General features: G+C 57.3%; 17 protein-coding genes. 9 read left to right on the top strand and 8 right to left on the bottom strand.

Annotated features, from left to right (window positions below; translation table 11 throughout):
* Positions 1–2: 2 nt before the first annotated feature.
* Both ptsP and DY251_RS10375 read right to left on the bottom strand, forming a co-directional pair.
* Positions 3–2,273 (bottom strand): phosphoenolpyruvate--protein phosphotransferase, encoded by a 2,271-nt coding sequence (gene ptsP, locus DY251_RS10380; RefSeq protein ID WP_116623803.1) that lies wholly within the window; start codon positions 2,271–2,273, stop codon positions 3–5.
* Between the two features lie 66 nt (positions 2,274–2,339).
* On the bottom strand, positions 2,340–3,593 hold the full coding sequence (locus tag DY251_RS10375; protein ID WP_116623846.1) for an aspartate kinase: 1,254 nt from the start codon (positions 3,591–3,593) through the stop codon (positions 2,340–2,342).
* Positions 3,594–3,817: 224 nt separating this feature from the next.
* Here DY251_RS10375 and DY251_RS10370 point away from each other — a divergent pair, with 224 nt between their 5' ends.
* The gene (locus DY251_RS10370; protein WP_116623802.1) at positions 3,818–4,684 is read left to right on the top strand and encodes a DMT family transporter; all 867 of its coding nucleotides are present in this window, start codon (positions 3,818–3,820) and stop codon (positions 4,682–4,684) included.
* Positions 4,685–4,686: 2 nt separating this feature from the next.
* Here the strand turns inward: DY251_RS10370 and DY251_RS10365 are convergent, their stop codons facing one another.
* Positions 4,687–5,541 (bottom strand): YihY/virulence factor BrkB family protein, encoded by an 855-nt coding sequence (locus DY251_RS10365; RefSeq protein WP_116623801.1) that lies wholly within the window; start codon positions 5,539–5,541, stop codon positions 4,687–4,689.
* A gap of 258 nt (positions 5,542–5,799) precedes the next feature.
* On the opposite strand from DY251_RS10365, the gene DY251_RS10360 reads away from it, so the two are divergent.
* Genes DY251_RS10360 through DY251_RS10350 form a run of 3 tightly spaced genes read left to right on the top strand, consistent with a single transcriptional unit; the run spans position 5,800 to position 7,368 of the window.
* Positions 5,800–5,991 carry a twin transmembrane helix small protein gene (locus tag DY251_RS10360; protein WP_116623800.1) on the top strand — a complete coding sequence of 64 codons (192 nt, stop codon included), beginning with the start codon at positions 5,800–5,802 and terminating at the stop codon, positions 5,989–5,991.
* 9 nt (positions 5,992–6,000) lie between these two features.
* Complete coding sequence (locus DY251_RS10355; protein WP_116623799.1) at positions 6,001–6,582, top strand: cob(I)yrinic acid a,c-diamide adenosyltransferase; 582 nt, start codon at positions 6,001–6,003, stop codon at positions 6,580–6,582.
* A gap of 15 nt (positions 6,583–6,597) precedes the next feature.
* A complete protein-coding gene (locus DY251_RS10350; RefSeq protein ID WP_116623798.1) occupies positions 6,598–7,368 on the top strand; it encodes a rhomboid family intramembrane serine protease in 771 nt (256 codons plus the stop codon).
* Between the two features lie 3 nt (positions 7,369–7,371).
* Here the strand turns inward: DY251_RS10350 and DY251_RS10345 are convergent, their stop codons facing one another.
* Both DY251_RS10345 and DY251_RS10340 read right to left on the bottom strand, forming a co-directional pair.
* Positions 7,372–8,631, bottom strand: coding sequence for a GNAT family N-acetyltransferase (locus DY251_RS10345; RefSeq protein ID WP_116623797.1), 1,260 nt, complete (start codon positions 8,629–8,631; stop codon positions 7,372–7,374).
* Positions 8,628–10,034 carry an oligosaccharide flippase family protein gene (locus DY251_RS10340; RefSeq protein WP_116623796.1) on the bottom strand — a complete coding sequence of 469 codons (1,407 nt, stop codon included), beginning with the start codon at positions 10,032–10,034 and terminating at the stop codon, positions 8,628–8,630. Before DY251_RS10340 ends, DY251_RS10345 begins: the two co-directional genes overlap by 4 nt.
* Positions 10,035–10,336: 302 nt before the next feature.
* On the opposite strand from DY251_RS10340, the gene DY251_RS10335 reads away from it, so the two are divergent.
* From DY251_RS10335 to DY251_RS21755, 4 genes are all read left to right on the top strand, one after another.
* Positions 10,337–10,543 (top strand): hypothetical protein, encoded by a 207-nt coding sequence (locus DY251_RS10335; RefSeq protein WP_137113627.1) that lies wholly within the window; start codon positions 10,337–10,339, stop codon positions 10,541–10,543.
* Between the two features lie 77 nt (positions 10,544–10,620).
* The gene (locus DY251_RS10330) at positions 10,621–11,478 is read left to right on the top strand and encodes a hypothetical protein (protein WP_116623794.1); all 858 of its coding nucleotides are present in this window, start codon (positions 10,621–10,623) and stop codon (positions 11,476–11,478) included.
* Positions 11,459–11,938 (top strand): hypothetical protein, encoded by a 480-nt coding sequence (locus DY251_RS10325; RefSeq protein WP_116623793.1) that lies wholly within the window; start codon positions 11,459–11,461, stop codon positions 11,936–11,938. The genes DY251_RS10330 and DY251_RS10325 overlap by 20 nt, the downstream gene beginning before the upstream one ends.
* 118 nt (positions 11,939–12,056) lie before the next feature.
* Positions 12,057–12,425 carry a DUF4440 domain-containing protein gene (locus DY251_RS21755; RefSeq protein ID WP_116623792.1) on the top strand — a complete coding sequence of 123 codons (369 nt, stop codon included), beginning with the start codon at positions 12,057–12,059 and terminating at the stop codon, positions 12,423–12,425.
* Between the two features lie 10 nt (positions 12,426–12,435).
* Here the strand turns inward: DY251_RS21755 and secA are convergent, their stop codons facing one another.
* On the bottom strand, positions 12,436–15,141 hold the full coding sequence (secA, locus tag DY251_RS10315) for a preprotein translocase subunit SecA (protein ID WP_116623791.1): 2,706 nt from the start codon (positions 15,139–15,141) through the stop codon (positions 12,436–12,438).
* Positions 15,142–15,394: 253 nt separating this feature from the next.
* On the opposite strand from secA, the gene DY251_RS10310 reads away from it, so the two are divergent.
* Positions 15,395–16,321: a peptidylprolyl isomerase gene (locus tag DY251_RS10310; protein WP_116623790.1), complete on the top strand. Its 927-nt coding sequence runs from the start codon at positions 15,395–15,397 to the stop codon at positions 16,319–16,321.
* A gap of 42 nt (positions 16,322–16,363) precedes the next feature.
* Here DY251_RS10310 and DY251_RS10305 read toward each other — a convergent pair whose 3' ends face one another.
* Complete coding sequence (locus DY251_RS10305; RefSeq protein WP_116623789.1) at positions 16,364–16,771, bottom strand: hypothetical protein; 408 nt, start codon at positions 16,769–16,771, stop codon at positions 16,364–16,366.
* A gap of 79 nt (positions 16,772–16,850) precedes the next feature.
* Positions 16,851–18,320: a hypothetical protein gene (locus DY251_RS10300; RefSeq protein WP_116623788.1), complete on the bottom strand. Its 1,470-nt coding sequence runs from the start codon at positions 18,318–18,320 to the stop codon at positions 16,851–16,853.
* Positions 18,321–18,392: the final 72 nt, after the last annotated feature.

The raw sequence follows: 18,392 nt of genomic DNA, 5'->3' as shown, positions 1-18,392 counted from the left end.
CTCTACAAGGGGATCTTGCGGTCGTCAGCGAAGGCTTGCAGCAGCGCCCGCATCGGCAAAGTCGCGCTTTTGCCGGACAGGTTTTCCTGCATGAAGGTTTCCAACTGGCCAAGCGGCAGTTCGAGCATCATGGCTTTCACCGGCCCGATTGCAGCGGGCGACATCGAAATTGAGCGGTAGCCCAAACCCATGAGCGCCATTGCCGAGATGGGCTTTCCAGCGAGCTCGCCACAGAGCGTAACAGGCGTATTGTTGCGCTTGCCCGCATCGGCGATCTGCTTGAGTGTGCGCAAAAACGGCACCGAAAGAGGATCGAAACGATTGGCGAGCGTCGAATTTCCGCGATCCGTCGCCATCACGAACTGGAACAGATCATTCGAGCCGACAGATACGAAATCGACAGCCGACATCAACTCGTCCAACTGCCATAGCAGCGACGGCACTTCGACCATCGCGCCCACTTTCATCGTGTTCGGCAACATATGTGCAAAGCGCGAAAGGTGACGAACTTCCTTGTCGATGATTTCGCGGGCCTGCGCGATCTCGCCGAGTTCCGTGACCATCGGCAGCATGACTTTGAGTTCGCGCCCGCCAGCCGCTTTCAAAAGTGCGCGGATCTGCGTTTTGAGCAGGCCCGGACGGTCAAGCGTCAGGCGGATTGCACGCCAGCCGAGGGCCGGGTTTTCCTCCTGCTGCACACCCTTGAAATAAGGGAGAACCTTGTCGCCGCCAATGTCGATGGTGCGGAAGGTAACGGGCTTGCCACGAGCCGCATCCAGCACGTCCTTGTAAAGACGCTCCTGTGCTTCAGCGCGCGGGAATGTCGACGCCACCATGAATTGCAACTCAGTGCGATAGAGCCCAATGCCGCCCGCACCCGACTCGACGAGCTGCGGCAGATCAACCAGCAGACCCGCATTCATAAGCAGGTCAATTTTCACGCCGTCCTTCGTGGCGGTCGGCTTGTCGCGCAATTCGCGGTATAGCTGCTGCCGGCGAGCGCGGAAGCGAACTTTCTCCGCGTAGGCGAGTTCCACGTCCTGCTGCGGCCGCAGATGCATCGTGCCTTCATCGCCGTCAACGATGATGGGATCGCCGTTTTCGGCCATCGACACCGCGCCCTTGACCTGCCCAACAGCAGCGATGCCCATTGCGCGCGCCACGATGACGACATGGCTGGTTGCCGCACCGTCTTCAAGAATGAGGCCGCGCAGCTTTTCGCGCGGATAGTCAAGAAGTTCGGCTGCGCCCATTGAGCGCGCGACGATGATCGAATCTTTCGGCAGCGCGGCTGCAATGTCATCGGGCGCACGCCCCATAAGCTGACGCAACAGCCGATTTCCCAGATCGTCGAAATCGCTCATCCGCTCGCGCAGATATGGGTCAGTCATATGCAACATGCGCGCTCGCATATCGCTCTGAACCTTTTCAACCGCCGCTTCTGCCGTCAGGCCGTTATTGATCGCCTCTTCCAGACGCCGCACCCAGCCGCGATCATTGGCAAACATGCGATAGGCTTCCAGAACCGCGCGATGCTCACCTTCGAATGCAACGTCGCGCCGAGACAGCATGTCATCAATGGACAAGCGCAGCGAGCCAAGTGCGCTTTCCAGCCGGGCCAGTTCCTTCTCGCTATCTTCGTTGAACAGATTGGTGACGACAATGCGCGGCTCGTGCAAAACCACATGCCCAAGCCCGACGCCTTCATTGAAGGACAGGCCGCCAATACTGACGGGCTTTGAAAGGTCGAGTTCCAGACCAGGCCGCGTGAGTCGGGTCAGGCCACCGGCCGCGATCATTTCCGCAATCACCATCGCGGTCGTTTCAAGCGCCTCGACCTCGTCTTCGCGATAAGTACGCATGGTGCGATTTTGCACGACCAGAACGCCAAGCGTGCGCCCTGCCCTAAGCACCGGAGCGCCAAGGAAGGAATGATAAATCTCTTCGCCCGTTTCAGGCAGATAGGTGAAGGCCGGATGCTTTTGCGCATCAGACAGATTGAGTGGGCGAGCGCTGGCCGCAATCGTGCCCACAAGGCCCTGCCCGACCTGCAATTGCGCAAGGTGGACTGCGCTGGGGTTCAGACCTTGGGTTGCATATAGCTCAAGCACCGAGTCGGCGCGAAGCACATAGAGCGAGCAGACCTCGGCAACCATGTTGGAAGCGATGTCGCGCACGATCCGGTCGAGTCGCTCCTGCGGCTCTAGCGGCTCCGCCATCAGTTCGCGGAGTTTTTTCAGCAATACACGCGGACCACCCGCAGCATCGCGCATCGGAGACCCTTCCGATTTCTTCGGACAGCAGTTTTAGGCGAACTGTCAGATTCGCCAAGCAGATGTCTATTGCTTATCCAGCCCGTAGACCGAATGCAAAGTGCGAACCGCAAGTTCGGTATACGGTCCATCAATAAGAATAGAAATTTTTATTTCCGAGGTCGTGATCGCCCGGATATTGATCTGCTTGTCTGCAAGCGCCTTGAAGGCGGTAGCAGCAACGCCAGCGTGGCTGCGCATGCCGATGCCGATGACCGAAACTTTCGACATGCCATCATCGTGCTGAATGTCGTCAATGCCGACAGTCTCGCGAATCTTTTGCAGTACGTTCAGCGCCTTAGCCACATCACCGGACGGAACAGTGAAGGTGATGTCGGTAAATTTGCCATCTTCCGAAATGTTCTGGACGATCATGTCCACATTGATGGCGGCTTCGGCCAGCGGGCCAAAAATACCGGCGGAAACGCCGGGGCGATCTGCCACGCGACGAAGGGAAATCTGCGCTTCGTCCTTGGCATAGGCTATACCGGTGACAACCTGCTGTTCCACGATTTCATCCTCATCGCAAATGAGCGTTCCGGGCGGATTCAGAAGATCGCCCATGCCGGGCGCGTCCGGATCGTCGAAGGAAGAACGCACAAATGTGCGCACCTTATGTACCATTGCCAGCTCGACCGAGCGAACCTGAAGCACCTTTGCGCCGAGCGAAGCCATTTCGAGCATTTCCTCGAAAGTGATCTTCGACATGCGCCGCGCCTTCGGCTCAATGCGCGGGTCGGTCGTATAGACGCCATCCACATCGGTATAGATATCGCACCGATCAGCTTTCACAGCCGCAGCGATGGCGACAGCGCTGGTGTCCGAACCGCCACGCCCCAAGGTGGAAATGCGGTTATCCGGCGCAAGGCCCTGAAAGCCCGCGATAACAGCAACCTGGCCTTCCTTGAACCGCTGGATCAGGAAGGAGCCGTCAATATCCGTGATGCGGGCCGCGCCGTGCGCGCCATCCGTTCTGATCGGAATTTGCCAGCCAAGCCATGACCGCGCGTGGATACCCATATTCTGGAGCGTTATCGCCAGCAGACCCGCAGTAACCTGCTCGCCGGATGCGACAACTGCATCGTATTCGCGCGCATCATGCAGCATGGATGCTTCCTTGGTCCATGCAACAAGCTCATTGGTCTTGCCCGACATGGCCGAAACAACAACGGCAACCTGGTGCCCTGCATCAACCTCGCGTTTGACATGCCGCGCCACATTGCGGATGCGGGCGATGTCGGCGACCGAGGTCCCGCCGAATTTCATCACAATGCGCGCCATGTGTGGATAAATGCCTTGTCGATAAAGCCGGACTAAGCCGGCTACTCCTGCCGAAAGCGCCGCAGACGCCGACGCCGAAACCGCGGCCTCCTTAACCAAAACCATCTGGCTTCGCAAGCGCCGCGCGTTCAGCAAATCCCATTGAACTTACACTTCAACGCTTTTGCTTTGCTGTTTTCGGCATTTGGGTTTAGGTCCGGCGGCCTTCGATACCGGTATCAATCATGCCCACGCGCTTTATCCCTCCAGTTTTTGTATTGCTTTGGGCGACCGGCTTCCTCGGCGCGCGCTATGCGATGCCGTGGTCAGAGCCGTTTTCATTCCTCGCAGTGCGGTTCGCATTCGCTCTGGCCATTATCGCCCTGCTGCGCCAATGGCGTTCAAGCACGCCGATCAGTTGGCGACAGGCGGGGCAGGCCGCCATCACCGGCGTACTCGTTCACGGGCTTTATCTTGGCGGGGTGTTCTGGGCCGTGCACCGGGGCTTGCCTGCTGGCATTTCCGCGCTCATTGCGGGCTTGCAGCCTCTGGTCACCTCCGTGCTGGCGGGCTGGCTGTTGAAAGAAAAGATAACGCAGCGCCAATGGCTTGGCCTCGCGACCGGCCTCATTGGCGTTGTCGTGGTTCTGTGGCCGAAACTTGGCGTTTCGGGCGCAGGCATAAATGCCGCGACGCTGACGGCGAGCGCCATCGCTGTGTTGGCAATCAGCGCCGGAACCGTGTGGCAGAAGAAGTTCGGCACCCGCGCCGATCCACTGGCGAATACGGCTTGGCAATATGTCGGTGCGGCGGGCGTGATGGCGCTGGACTCGGCGCTGTTTGAAACGCGGCATTTCGTTTTTAATGGCGAGCTTGTTTTTGCACTTGTCTGGCTGACGTTCGTGCTTTCAATCGGCGCGATTTTTCTGCTGATGCGGATGATCCGCGAAGGCGAAATGGCGCGGGTGTCCTCGCTGTTTTACCTCGTGCCTGCGGTTACGGCGATCATTGCATGGATATTGTTCGATGAAACGCTGACGCTGGTGCAGATTGTCGGCATGGCGATTGCGACCCTGGGCGTTGCGCTGGCGACCGCCCGCAAGCGCGCCTAGGCCTAGGAAGGAACGCGGGCGCGAGCCTCAAGAAACCGGCTGATGGCAGCATTCAATTCGCCACCGAGAATGAATATCGCCGAGACGATGTAGAGAAAAACAATCGCGATCATGATCGATGCCAGACCGGCATAGGTGGTCACATAGGACGAGAAATTGTCGAGATAGGTCGCGAAAACCGTTGAGCCGATCAGCCATCCGACCAGCGTGAAAATCAGCCCCGGCACGATTTCCGTCAGGCGGCGCTTGCCTGCCGGCAGCCAGAAATGCACCGCGACCAAACCCACGACAATGACGACCGAAGCAATGATGTATCGCCAGATCGTGATCGTGCCGAGATAGGGCCGTATCCATACGAAATTCTGGTCGAGCAGCCGTTCGATGATTGGCGCCAACACCAGCAAGACGCTGATCGCCAGAAAGCTGAATGTGGCGATCAGCACGAAGACAAGGCTCTGCAACCTGCGCCAAATCAAAGAGCGATTTTCGACGACGCGATAGGCGCGGTTCAGCGAAGTGCGCAACGCTTCGATGCCGTTCGAAGCGAAGAATGCGCCGAGTATAGCGCCATAGGTCAGCAGGTCGCCGCGCTGCACGGTCAACACATTGACGACCTCATGCGCAATGGGCTCTGCGATCTGCTCGGGCCATGTGTCGAACACAAGGTGCACGGCGGTTTCGGCAAAGGCTTGCGCGCCAAGGAAGCTGGCTAGCGTGGTCGCGAAAATCAGGAACGGAAACAGCGCCATAAGGGCGCTGATCGCCAAATGACTGGCCATTGACCAGCCGTCATCATAGTTGAAGTGGCCGACGGCATCGTAAATCACACGCTTGAGGGCAACGATTCTGCGCAGCATCCACTTTCGTTTCCGATTGCCGGCCCGGCGCACCGACCCCATACGATGTTTCCGACATATGGGTAACTTTTGGCGATATTGGCAACCCCAAAGAAATGTTTCTTGCCGTTCATCGGACTGCCCTCACTGCCCTGCAGGCGGATGAGCGGTGAACAACACTGAACTGACATCATTTTACTGTTGGTTAGGGAGAAACGGCGCTATCAGAGTGCACGCAGCAGCGCTTCAGGCGTTTGCCGGCACAGCAAGGAAAGCCCCATGTCCACGGTCTTCAACATTATCGCAATCGTATTCATGCTCGCCGTTTTGGCGGTGTTGATCCGCGGGTTGATCAATCTGATGCGCGGCGGGTCGGGCAATACGTCCAACAAGTTGATGCAGGCGCGTGTGGTGCTGCAGTTTTTCGCACTGGTTTTCATCCTGCTTGCCGTTTGGGCAACACGCGGCTGAGGGGCGGAAATGGTTCGGCTCAACAAGATCTATACGCGCACGGGTGATGGCGGCACGACCGGCCTTGGCGACGGTACGCGACGTGGCAAGGACGATCTGCGGGTCGAGGCGTTCGGCACTGTGGATGAAGCGAATGCGTGCATCGGCATGGCGCGCGTACATCTGGCCGCAACCCATCCCGAAATCGATGCCATGCTTTTCCGCATTCAAAATGACATGTTCGACCTCGGCGCGGATTTGAGCACGCCGGACACGGGCAAGCCACTTGATTACGAGCCGTTGCGCATCATCGGTTCGCAGGTGGAGCGCGTGGAACACGACATTGATACGCTCAACGCAAACCTGCAGCCGCTGCGCTCATTCGTGCTGAATGGCGGTACACCGGCGGCGGCGGCGCTGCACCTTGCGCGCACCGTTGCGCGGCGGGCAGAGCGCCTCATGGTGGCGCTGTCGAGGCAGCCCGGAGAGCATGTGAACCCGGCTGCGCTGCGCTATATCAACCGCGTCTCCGATTTGCTGTTTGTCGCGGCGCGCGCCGCCAATGACAATGGAAATGCTGACGTGCTATGGGTGCCCGGAAAGAACCGCTAGCTCGACAGGCGCACGATGTTCATTCCGCTGCATGACGCGAACAGTCTGCGCTATATCAAGCTGCAATATGTGACCTTTGGATTGATCGCCGCCAATGTGCTGGTCTTCCTTCTCGTCAATTTCCAATCCGAGGATTTCGTTCAGGCGGCGGTATTCGGGCTCGGATATATTCCGTCTGTGGTGTTCGATACGGTTGAGCTGCCGCCCAACTTTGTGCTGGTGCCGGAAGATCTTACCTATCTCACATATTCGTTTTTGCACGGTGATATTTTCCATCTCGGCGGCAATATGCTGTTCCTTTGGGTGTTCGGCGACAATGTCGAGGATGCGCTCGGGCACTTCCGCTATCTGGTTTTCTATTTCCTGTGCGCAGCGGCCGGAGCGCTGGTTCACGGCCTGGCAGTGCCGGATTCGCAGACGCCGCTCATCGGCGCATCGGGCGCAATTGCGGGCATAGTGGCGGCCTATCTGATGCTTCATCCGCGAGTGAAAGTTTGGGTGCTGGCATTCGGACGTATTCCACTGCGAATTCCGGCGTGGTTTGCGCTTGCCGCATGGGTTGCGCTGCAATTCGGAATGTTTCTCTGGGGCGGCGAGGAGCAGATTTCCTTCGCGGCGCATGTGGGCGGCATCGTTGCGGGTTCGCTGCTGATATTGGTGATGCGCCGTCGCGGCGTGCCGCTTTTCGATCAGGGAATCGTTGCGCCCGACGCGGTGCGGCTGGACCAGACAAGCGCAGTTCGGCCCACACCATCGGCACCCGCACCGCGCTGGGGCCGAGAATAAGGCTCAGCGTTTGGCGATTTTCTCGACGCGCTTTTTGACCACGCGCGCCACTGCGAGAGCTTCCTCGTAAAGATGCAACTGCGCCGAAACCTGGCGCGCGGAACGTTCTGCCTCACGCGAGGTTCCCAGCACGATTGTGCCTACGACTTGCCGCTCTGCCCAAAGGCGGCTCATCACAGGATGGTTCGGCACCGCGCAGGAATCGGTGATCTCGATATTCGGATCTTCCAGATGGCGCTTTGTCACCTCCATCATCAGCAATGTGCCAGGTGAGTAGGCAGACAATTCCTCATCGAACGTGGTCTTCCACGTATAGCCGACGCCCGCTTCAACAAAGACGATCAGCGAAGCGATCACCTTGCCGTTCAGCGTCAGGGCGTGGATGCGGCTCATGCCTCGCTCTGCAAGGTTTTGAACGGCTTCGCGAGCGAACGCCGCGACGTATCGGTCAAGTACCAAGGCGGTGCGGCGCTTGCCCTTCCAGCCTTCGGCTTCAAGCGCCAGAAACGCCTCCATTGCGACGCGAACATCCTCCGGCGTGCGCGCTACCACATGTTCGACCTTGCCCTGCTCTTCCAACCTGCGGCGCAGGCGGCGAAACTCTCGCAAATGGTGCGGCCTGAGCACTTGCTTGAAATAATCATCGCCCGACAGGTGACTGCTCAACATCGGGCGCTCGACACGCGACAGCGTGTGCCAGGGCAAAGAGCGCTCTTCCGCAAGGCTGCGCAGCAGGCTGGCAAAATTTCCACCCAGTTTTATGTCGGGGAGCACCAGCACATTGGGCAGTTTGAGATGCGACCGCCCAACCATGGCGAGGAAGTCCTGCAGCACGCCAGCCGGGTCGTCCCGATCCACCAATGGCGTTCCGAGAAGGCCAAATGCGTGCGCCCATGTGCGCATGATTGACGGGCCAACGCCTCCGGGCGCGTTCTGAACCGTGAAGGGCAGCAGCAGACGCACCCGATCATTGTCATCAATTCCGTCGCGCATTACCGCAAACTGAACGTCTTTGTCTTCGACACGAGGCATGGCCGGCGCGAGGAACGGCGGGCTGAAAAAGACATTCGGCTCAATCGTGCGGTTGCAGAGAAATTCCAGTTCGTCGACAAGCTCATATCCCGCCTGCGCTGGGTAGATCGCAAGCTTTCGCGGCACACGGTCGGGCTGTGGAGAGGCGGGCGGCGCATACCAGTCGGTTATGCTGTTTTCCCGTCCGGCAGAGGTGCGCGCAACCTCCTCCAGAATGGGGAGCGTCTTCATGTACTGACTCTCGGTGGCGGGGGTATGAAAATCGCCATCGCGACTCCCAACCGCCTCCACACGGTCCACGACAAGGCCGCGGCCTCGAACGTCATGGAAAGCGCGGTTGCTATAGCCGCGCCCCAAAGCCCGAATGCAGGAATGAGGATAACGCAAAGTGTCAGGTTCAGAACAAGTGTTGCGCCGTAAACGAGGGCACAGGAATTCTGGTTGCCGCTCATGGTGAGCAGGCTCTCCGCAGGCCCGACCGCAGCACGCGCAACAACCCCGATCATCTGGATGAACAGCAGCGGATAACCGGACACAAAATCCGTACCAAACAGGTGCAGCATCGGCCTGCCGATCAGCAGAATGAACACCGCCAGCGCAAGCGATGGCCAGAACGTCCACGACACGGTTTCGCGCGCAAAATGCGCCAAACGCACCGGATCGGAATGCGTGAACTGCGCATAGCGCTGCGCAGCACCGGCCTTCACTGCGAAATAGACGAAGTGCACCAGGGCCAATGTTTTCACGGTGGCGAAGTAAATGCCGACGTCATGGGGCTCCATGAAGAAGCCGACCATCAGCACATCCATATTGGTCAGCAGGAAAAAGAAACCTTCGACCAGAAAAATGGGAAGCGAAACGATGATCCATTCCCGCAGATGGAACTTCGGTATGGCAGGGGTGATAATTTTGGAGATATTCCACCTTATGCCAGCCATCTGGCCGAGTGTCGTGACATACGTGGCGGCGATTGCGGCCAGCATTGCGGTGGGAGCATCTGGCCGCATTCCCAGCAGCAGCGCGGCCCCCATGAACAGCAGGATCAGCGTCGGGCGGATGATGTAGATGGGCCCAAGCGCCCAATAGGCCCATGAATTACCCCGCGCGATGCCTTGCAGAACATCGCCGAGCGCGACCATCGGCATGCAGACCATGCCGAGATAGAAGGGAATCACGTAGTAGTTTTCGATCCACGGCTGCAGCAGCCAGATACCAGCGATGCCCAACGCGGCAATAGCACTCGACAGCACCAGCGTGAAAAGGCGGCTTGTGAGCAAAATGCCGTGCAGTTCGCCCTGCATCCCCTTTTCGCGATATTCCGACACATAGCGAATGACGGTGGTGTGAAAACCGAGGCTGGCGACCGATCCGGCTATGATGACGGTGGTCCAGACCAGCACGAAAATTCCATACTCGAAGCTCTCCATCCAGCGGGCGAGAAAAATCTGCATCACCAGCGTGATAAAGGCGCTAACGACGCGGATGGAGAATGCAGCCAGAGACATGCGGCCTGCTGCCGCGCGCTCATCATTAGCGAAAAGCACAGCATCGAGCCGGGCGAGCAAAGGCTGCACCCGCGCGCTCAACCGCTCCGGCAAGAAGCGTTCCGCAGTTGCTTCGGCGGAAAATCGCAAATGGAACTCTCCGGTTCAGGCCACAGCAGGCCGTATCGAAGAGTTTTTAACATTCGGTTCGGCTAGCAGATCAAATGATGTATGTAGACCAAAGATTTTCCGGCTGAGAAACTGCCAAATCAGTGACTTTGCTACGTTTTATGCGCAGTCATTAGTGAATTGGTAGCTATATTGCCGCTCGCATAGCGACTTTGTTCTACGCCCAATGCATAAGCCTTATTACACCCTTTCCTAGGCTTTCAACTCGCGCGCGTGCGCATAAAACTGTTGTCGTGCTACTCATGTCTCAGGAAGGGTTAGAAGTGCAACTTTCAAAAGCGCTCATCGCGGGAGCCGTCGTGGCTCTCATGTATATTGTTCCGGCTAACGCCTTTGGCGTGATTCCGCCGAAGGGCGGCGATGGTGGTGGCAGTTCACACTCCGCCCCTGGTCCGATCCTTGGCCTTGGAATCCCGGCACTCGCAATTGCTGGTGGATATGTATTGTTCCGCCGCCGTGGGAAGAAGTAATTTCCGGGGGCAACAATAAATGTCACGCCATTTGCCCAAGCTAATGGCGTGACGAGTATTCTGGGCGGGATACGGAAATGGCGGCGCAATCTCTTTCCCTCGCGGGGGCGACGGGAATATCTGCAACTACGCGCATGACGCGCGCTCAGTTCTATGCTGCGCTATTTGCTGTAGGCTTTGCCAACGGCATCAGCGAACGCGTGTTGAAGTCTATCGCAAGCAGCGGGTTTCTCGGCGCATTTTTCGACACCTTTGGCGTAAGCGCCCTTATCTGGGTTGCTGCAGGCGGCGTGTTCTGGCTGCTCAGGCAAGCTGAAGATTCGCCTATTCGCCTGCCGGATTATGCAGTCGCAGTCGCGGCATGCCTCGCATTCCTGTTCCCCATGGCAGCGGCGAGTTGGATCGGCGTCGCCCTTCTTTCGATCTATCTGATATGGACCAGCAGCCGGGGCGAAACGCTGTGCCGCGCAGGCATGCTTATGTTCGGCATAACAATTCCAATGCTGTGGGCGCGGTTGCTGTTTGCCAGCATGAGCAACACCATTCTCTCGATAGACGCCAAAATGGTCGGGCTGGTGGTGGGCACCGGCTCCTCCGGCAACACCATTCCGTTCTGGGATGGAACGGGCGTGCTCTTTCTCGAGCCTGCTTGCTCATCGCTGACCAATGTTTCGCTCTCGATGCTCTGCGGCTTGCTGTTCATGAGCTTGGCTAACCGCTCCTGGTCGTTTTCAGTGCTGAAAGCAGTTGTGCTTGCTTGCGCTACGACCGTAGCGATCAACGTGACCCGTATGAGCGCGATTGCCTTCTTTCCAACCTATTACGATCTGATCCACGGTACAGTGGGCGCGACGGCTGCCGAGTGGCTGTCAATCGTTGCAGTTCTCTCGATCTACTATAAATGGATTACGCCCGATGTCCCGGCTCGCGCTTAGTCTAGTGCTCGCGCTTGTCGGCGTCGTCAGCCTGGGGCTGAAGGTGCAGGCCGACGGCCGCGCCAACGATGCTTTGATGTATCCGGGCGACGACGACATTGTCGCCTTGCTCGAAAACAATCATTTCGCCGTTCAGATGGCCCCGCCGAACACCGATCCACAATGGATTACCGGCACGCGCGATGGCTGCCGCATCCAGATCGCAAATGTTTCGCCGCAGGGCTGGCATAGAAATATCGTAAGCTGGGCCTCGAAGGATAGAACACTGGTCTATTCCGCCAGCGGCGCGCTCGCTGCGCAACAGCCCTTGATCGGCCCGCTCACCCAACACTACCTGAACAGGTTGAAGCGCTATGCCGGGCTTGATGCGCCAGCGGTGCGTGTACGCGCCGTGCTGATGGATCAGGCTTGCGGCTCACAGCCGATTCCCGATGCCGAACTGGCAGCTCTGTCTGGCTGAAAATAGCTCAGTCAATATTACTTATCAATTATAAGTGAATTATGAATTGCGGACGCAATGCTTCTGTGATTACCTATATTTGCCTAATAGCAATTCGATTCATATTTTAGGTTTCACCATGCGCGACAAGTTACTCGCCTTGGAGCGGCTGCTTTGGAAAAGTAAAGCCGAAGTCTGTCGATCTTATGTGTTGAAAGACGCGGTAATCTATATGAATAGCGACGCCCCGATCACGCGGGAGGACGCGTTGGCGCGCATCAAGCGACTGGATGCAGATGGTCAGCGCTGGGCAAATGTCGAACTCGACGAGATGGAATTTCTGGCGCTCGACAATGATGCGGCGATCATAACTTATCGCGCGCGAGGCAGCGTGACAGGCAAAAACTCCGAATTATCCGCCCGCTGCACGAGCCTCTATATGCGCCGCAATGGGAGGCTGCGCCTCGCATTTCACGAGCAGATGAAAGCCAGCAAGTCTGGAGCCTGATTGAAGGCTCCTAGAATGCTCCGTGGCAGTGCTTGAACTTCTTGCCCGATCCGCATGGGCATGGCTCATTGCGCCCAACCTTGCCCCAAGTGCGAGGATTGTTCGGATCGCGCTGCGTCGGATCGACATAGGCGTCTTCCGCGCCCTCGCCGAAATCATCCTCACCGGTCGTCGCATCGATGTGATGGCCGAAAGTCTGGGGCGCCGCCGGCGGCGGTGCATCGGCAGCCTCTCGCACGAGTTCGACACGCATCAACTGCGCAGTAACCGCCTGCCGCAGGTTCGACAGCATGGCCTGGAACATCTCGAACGATTCGGATTTGTATTCGTTCAACGGATCGCGCTGAGCGTAGCCGCGGAAACCGATTACCGAGCGGAGATGGTCGAGATTGACGATATGCTCGCGCCATAGCTGGTCGAGCGTTTGCAGAACGACGGAACGCTCCACATAGGCCATGATTTCCGGGCCGAAGCGCGTTGCTCGGTCTTCCGCGGCAGCATTGGCGGCGTTGGTCAGGCGCTCACTCATTTCTTCTTCGGCGATACCCTCTTCCTTGGCCCACTCATCGACCGGCAGATCGAGATTGAGCTGTTCGAGAACAGCCTGCTTGAAGCCCTGAATGTCCCACTGCTCGGCGTAGGCCGTTTCCGGGATGAAGCGCTGGATCAGGTCGTCAACGACGTCCTGCCGCATCTCGGCAGTGGTTTCGGTGAGGTTTTCACCATCCATGAGCGAAAGGCGCTGATCGAACACGACCTTGCGCTGATCGTTCATGACGTCATCATATTTCAGCAGGTTCTTGCGGATATCGAAGTTGCGGGCTTCGACCTTCTTCTGAGCCTTTTCCAGCGCCTTGTTGATCCAGGGATGGATGATCGCCTCATCGTCTTTCAGGCCGAGCTTTTGCAGCATGCCATCCATACGGTCGGACCCGAAAATCCGCATCAGATCGTCCTGAATGGACAGGTAGAATTTGGAACGTCCGGGATCGCCCTGACGACCCGAGCGACCACGTAGCTGGTTGTCGATGCGGCGTGATTCGTGCCGCTCCGTCGCAAGCACATAAAGGCCGCCAGCGCCCAACGCGGCTTCCTTCAGCTTCGCGATATCGGCGCGGATCGCCTTTTCCTTCGCATCGCGCTCCGGCCCGGCAGGCACATCAGCCAGTTCTTCGGCGATGCGCATGTCTGCGTTGCCGCCAAGCTGAATGTCGGTGCCGCGACCGGCCATGTTCGTCGCGATGGTGACAGCGCCGGGACGGCCAGCCTGCGCAACAATCGCGGCTTCCTGCTCGTGGTAACGGGCGTTCAGCACCTGAAAATCCTTGATGCCTTCCTGGCGCAGCCGGTCAGCGAGAAGTTCGGACTTTTCGATGGAGGTTGTGCCGACGAGGATCGGCTGGCCTTTCTTGTTGGCCTCGCGAATCTCGCGAACGATGGCGCGATATTTTTCTTCGACGCTGCGGTAAACCTCATCGTCCTCGTCAATGCGCTGGACCGTTACGTTGGTCGGAATTTCGGTCACCCCGAGATTGTAGATATTCGCGAACTCTTCCGCTTCGGTCAGCGCCGTGCCGGTCATGCCGGCCAGCTTCTTGTACATGCGGAAATAGTTCTGGAACGTAATGGAAGCCAGCGTCTGGTTTTCCGGCTGGATCGCAACATGCTCTTTCGCTTCCAGCGCCTGATGCAGACCCTCGGAATAGCGGCGACCCGGCATCATGCGGCCCGTGAATTCGTCGATGATGACGACTTCATTGTTGCGGACGATGTAATCCTTGTCGCGCTGGAAAAGCCTATGTGCCTTCAACGCGTTATTGACGTGGTGAACCATCGCGACGTTCTCGACGTCGTAGAGCGATTCGCCGCGCAGGAGCCCAGCCTCGTTAAGCAAAGTCTCCATCTTTTCAGTGCCTTCTTCGGTGAAGATGGCCGTGCGCTGCTTTTCGTCAACCTCGTAGTCTGCGGGCTCCAGATTCGTGACCAACGCGTCCACGGTGTTATACATTTCCGAGCGATCTTCGAGCGGCCCGGAGATGATGAGCGGCGTGCGCGCTTCATCGATAAGGATCGAGTCGACCTCGTCGACGATCGCGTAGAAATGCGGGCGCTGCACCATTTGCGCGCGCTCATATTTCATGTTGTCGCGCAGATAATCGAAGCCAAGTTCGTTGTTCGTCGCGTAAGTAATGTCACAATTGTAAGCGGCGCGGCGCTGCTCATCGTCCAGCCCGTGCACGATCACGCCGGTTGTCAAGCCGAGGAACCCGTAAACACGGCCCATCCACTCTGCGTCGCGGCTGGCGAGATAATCATTGACCGTAACGACATGCACGCCCTTGCCTGCAAGCGCATTCAGATAGACGGGCAAAGTGGCGACCAGCGTCTTGCCCTCGCCGGTGCGCATTTCGGCAATGTTTCCGCCATGCAGAACCATGCCACCCATGAGCTGCACGTCGAAGGGACGCAGGCCGAGGGCGCGCTTCGCGGCTTCGCGTACAGTCGCAAAGGCCGGGATCAGGATATCGTCCAGCGTGGCGCCATTGGCCAACTGATTCTTGAACTCCTCGGTCTTTGCCCGCAGCGCTTCATCCGAGAGTGCGGAAATTTCGGGCTCCAGCGCGTTAATTGCGTCAACGCGTGGACGCATGCCTTTTACGCGCCGATCATTCGATGAACCGAAGATCTTGCGAGCGAGGTTGCCGAAGCTGACCATCAATGGCCCTTTCAATTGACGCTCACCGGTTGGGAACCGGGCGAAACCGACACACAGTTTTTACAGGGCCGGATTCGAAGCAAAACGAAAAGCGCCCAAAATCGCTTCTGGACGCAGAGGTGGTGGACAGATAAGAGGGGGCAGAGGCGATGTCAACGTGGCAACTAAACGCTGTTGCACTTGCGATTCCGCCACATTTTTAGCCGTTTTCAGCGGGTAGGTGCCCGCTCCTTTCTTATCGGAGTCCCCGTAGATGCCCTCCTCCAACCGCCGTGCGTCCCTTATTCGGCTTTCGCTTGCAATTATGCTGTCATCCGGCGCAGGTTTTGCCGCTTACGCGCAGGACGCAAAGCCGGCAGAAACGCCGCCGCCCGCAGCAGCGCAACCCGCGCCGAAACCCGCGCCAGACACAGTTCTTGCCAAAGTAAACGGGCAATCGATCACGGAAGCCGATCTTGATCTGGCTATCGAGGATCTGGACCAACAATTTGCTCGCCTGCCGGAAGAGCAGAAGCGCGCCGCGGCCCTGTCGGCAGTGATCGAAATCAAACTGATGGCCGCCGAGGCCGCAGCCAAGGGTATCGATAAAGATGCGGATATGCAGCGCCGTCTTGCTTTCTTGCAACAGCGCGCCCTGCACGCAGCTGTGATCGACAAGGAAGTGCAGGCGAAGATCACGGATGATGAGATTCGCGCCCGCTATGACAAGGAAATCGCGGCGCAGCCTGCCGAAAACGAAGTGCACGCTCGCCACATTCTCGTGAAGACCAAGGAAGAGGCCGAAGCGATCATCAAGGACCTCGATGCGGGCAAGAAATTTGAAGATATAGCCAAGGAAAAGTCGACCGATCCAGGTTCGGGCGCCAATGGCGGCGACCTTGGCTATTTCTCCGCTGGCCAGATGGTGCCTGAATTCGAGAAGGCCGCTTTCGCGCTCGCACCGGGCACCTATACAAAGACGCCGGTGCAGACGCAGTTCGGCTTCCACGTCATCAAGGTTGAAGACAAGCGCGCCAAGCAACCGCCTGCTTTTGACGAAGTAAAGGACCAGGTTCGTTCGCTCGTGCTTCGCGACAAGTATCTCGCGCTGATCAAGAGCCTGCGCGAAGCTGCGAAGATCCAGATTGATGACCCGGCTTTGAAAAAGTCGGTCGAAGGCATGGAAGCGCCTAAGCCCTGATCTAAATGCGCATCGGAATTTCAGAAAGACGCTCTGGGCCTCCTAGAGCGTCTTTTCATTTGGATCGCGACTGCTGAAACGTATTGTCAGCGGGCGACCTGCAACCGCTTTGCCCATTGATTCGGTGAAAGGAATTGGCAGTACGGTTTCGAGCGCACCGAATACCGAAGCAACGAAATCCTTGCGTTCTCTCTCGCTGCCATCTTTCTTGAGCCAAGTAATTTGCGGCTTGCCATAGAGTGAGCCGTCGCGCTTTAGCGAAAACCGGACCGTAACTTCCATTCCCTTGCTACCGACCGGTGCCTGCCAACATCGACCAAGGGCATCCCACATCGCTTCCAGCGTATTTACGGGATTGTTTTGGCGGCATGATTTTTCCTGCGCAAAGCCAGGATGGCTTGACGCACAGAAGAAAAGGGCAGCCGCCCCAAAAAGTGCAAACCTCTTCATCGAGGCTCTCCGCAGATATAATTGAGTGTTAGCACACTCTTATATTCCGGTAACGTCAAGCGCCCAGGGTCAGTACCTGCTAATTTTGGGCGCGCTCCGTCTTGGCGATCATGCGGATTGGCACAGGTGCCACACTTCTCTTCTCCCGCAACGCCGACCGAACCGAATGCGAGAGCAACGCATAAATTAGTGCGATAATAAGGCCCGCAATGAAAGCAGCACCCGGCACCGCAATGTTTTCGATAATGCTGCGCGAAGACGCGGCAGGCGTGCTTGCCACCCGGTAAAAACGACCACTTGTCTGGATCAAGCGGGACTGGGCCGCGGCAAACAGATCCCGGTATTTGAGGCCCAGTTCGGCCAGTCTGTTCTCGACCGGAAGTGTAAGCGTCGGCATTGCCAGATTTTCCGAATCTTTCTGGAAGATGAGCGTATCTAAGCGGGAGCGCACCGTAGACATTTCGCCGATCAAACTTTGACGCTTATCCAGTTGTTCCTCAACGTAAGAGGCATAAGTGCTGTCCTTGACGAGCGATATGACCGTTTCCAATGCACCTTGATCGAGATTCGGCCCTTGAGCGAAGCCGAAATCCGCGGACTGGGATATCTCACGACCCGTCAAGCGAGCCAGATTTCCATCAAGGCCGGATATGAGATTTTTGAGAATTTCGATCTGACGCGTCATCGCTTCCCGATAGGTAACGGCAACCGGGTCTTGCGCCGAAAACCCGCCGGCCATCAAGGGATTGAAGTAGGCCGTTCGAAACTCCGTCACCATATTTTTCAGATCGTTGGCGTTCATGCCTTCCGAAGTCGTAAGGCCGGAGAGCCGGTTATCCTCGCTGATTATTTTCAGCCCATCCTCAATGCGATAGAGCTGCTCGCCCGCCACCAATAGTCTGGCACTGCCGGAAATAGCCTGCGGAATTGGCGTGACCGCAATCTCGCTGAGCTTGGTATCAGCAAGCACGCGGTTGTTTTTTAGATAAGTTTCGTTCCAGGTGGGCGGTATCGCGAACGCCAATGAAATGGCATCGTTATAGGTGAGCCCCAATATCGCGTTATTAACATCAATGCGCAAACCGCTACGCATAGATGTGGCCAGTTCGTCCGCGTATGCAGTATTGATGCTGTCGATAACAGCAGGCTGCATATTTCGAACACTGAGTTTCTGCTCGTATTTGCTGGTGATGCCGGTGGACACCGGGTTGTCGTAATTTATGGCGATGGCGGCTTCCAGTTCCTCAGCCTCCAGCCCGAACTTTTCGGCCAGTCTTGCAAGCGTTGCGCCAGATTTCAAATCATTCGGCGAAAAGGCTGTACCGTTTGGGTATGTGCCGTTGCGTATACCGAGAAGCTTGACCTGATAGGATATAATGCTTCGATCATGTGCCTTGAATGCCAAGGTCGCCGCAATTCCCAAGCCCAGAAAAAACAGTGGCAATAATGCGAGCACCACCCGATGTGCCCAAAGTCTCCGAATAACTTCCTTGAAGGACAAGCCTTGCTCTTCGTCGACATGCTGGGCGCCGAGCCCTTGATCGCCCATATTGCCTCTCATTCCGTCTAGCACTATTAGAAGAGGCTTATATATTAGAAATATAATATCTACAACCTGTTG

This window comes from Mesorhizobium denitrificans, from assembly GCF_003403035.1.
GTDB lineage: Bacteria > Pseudomonadota > Alphaproteobacteria > Rhizobiales > Rhizobiaceae > Mesorhizobium_G > Mesorhizobium_G denitrificans.
This window is presented reverse-complemented; position numbering and strand designations above follow the sequence as displayed.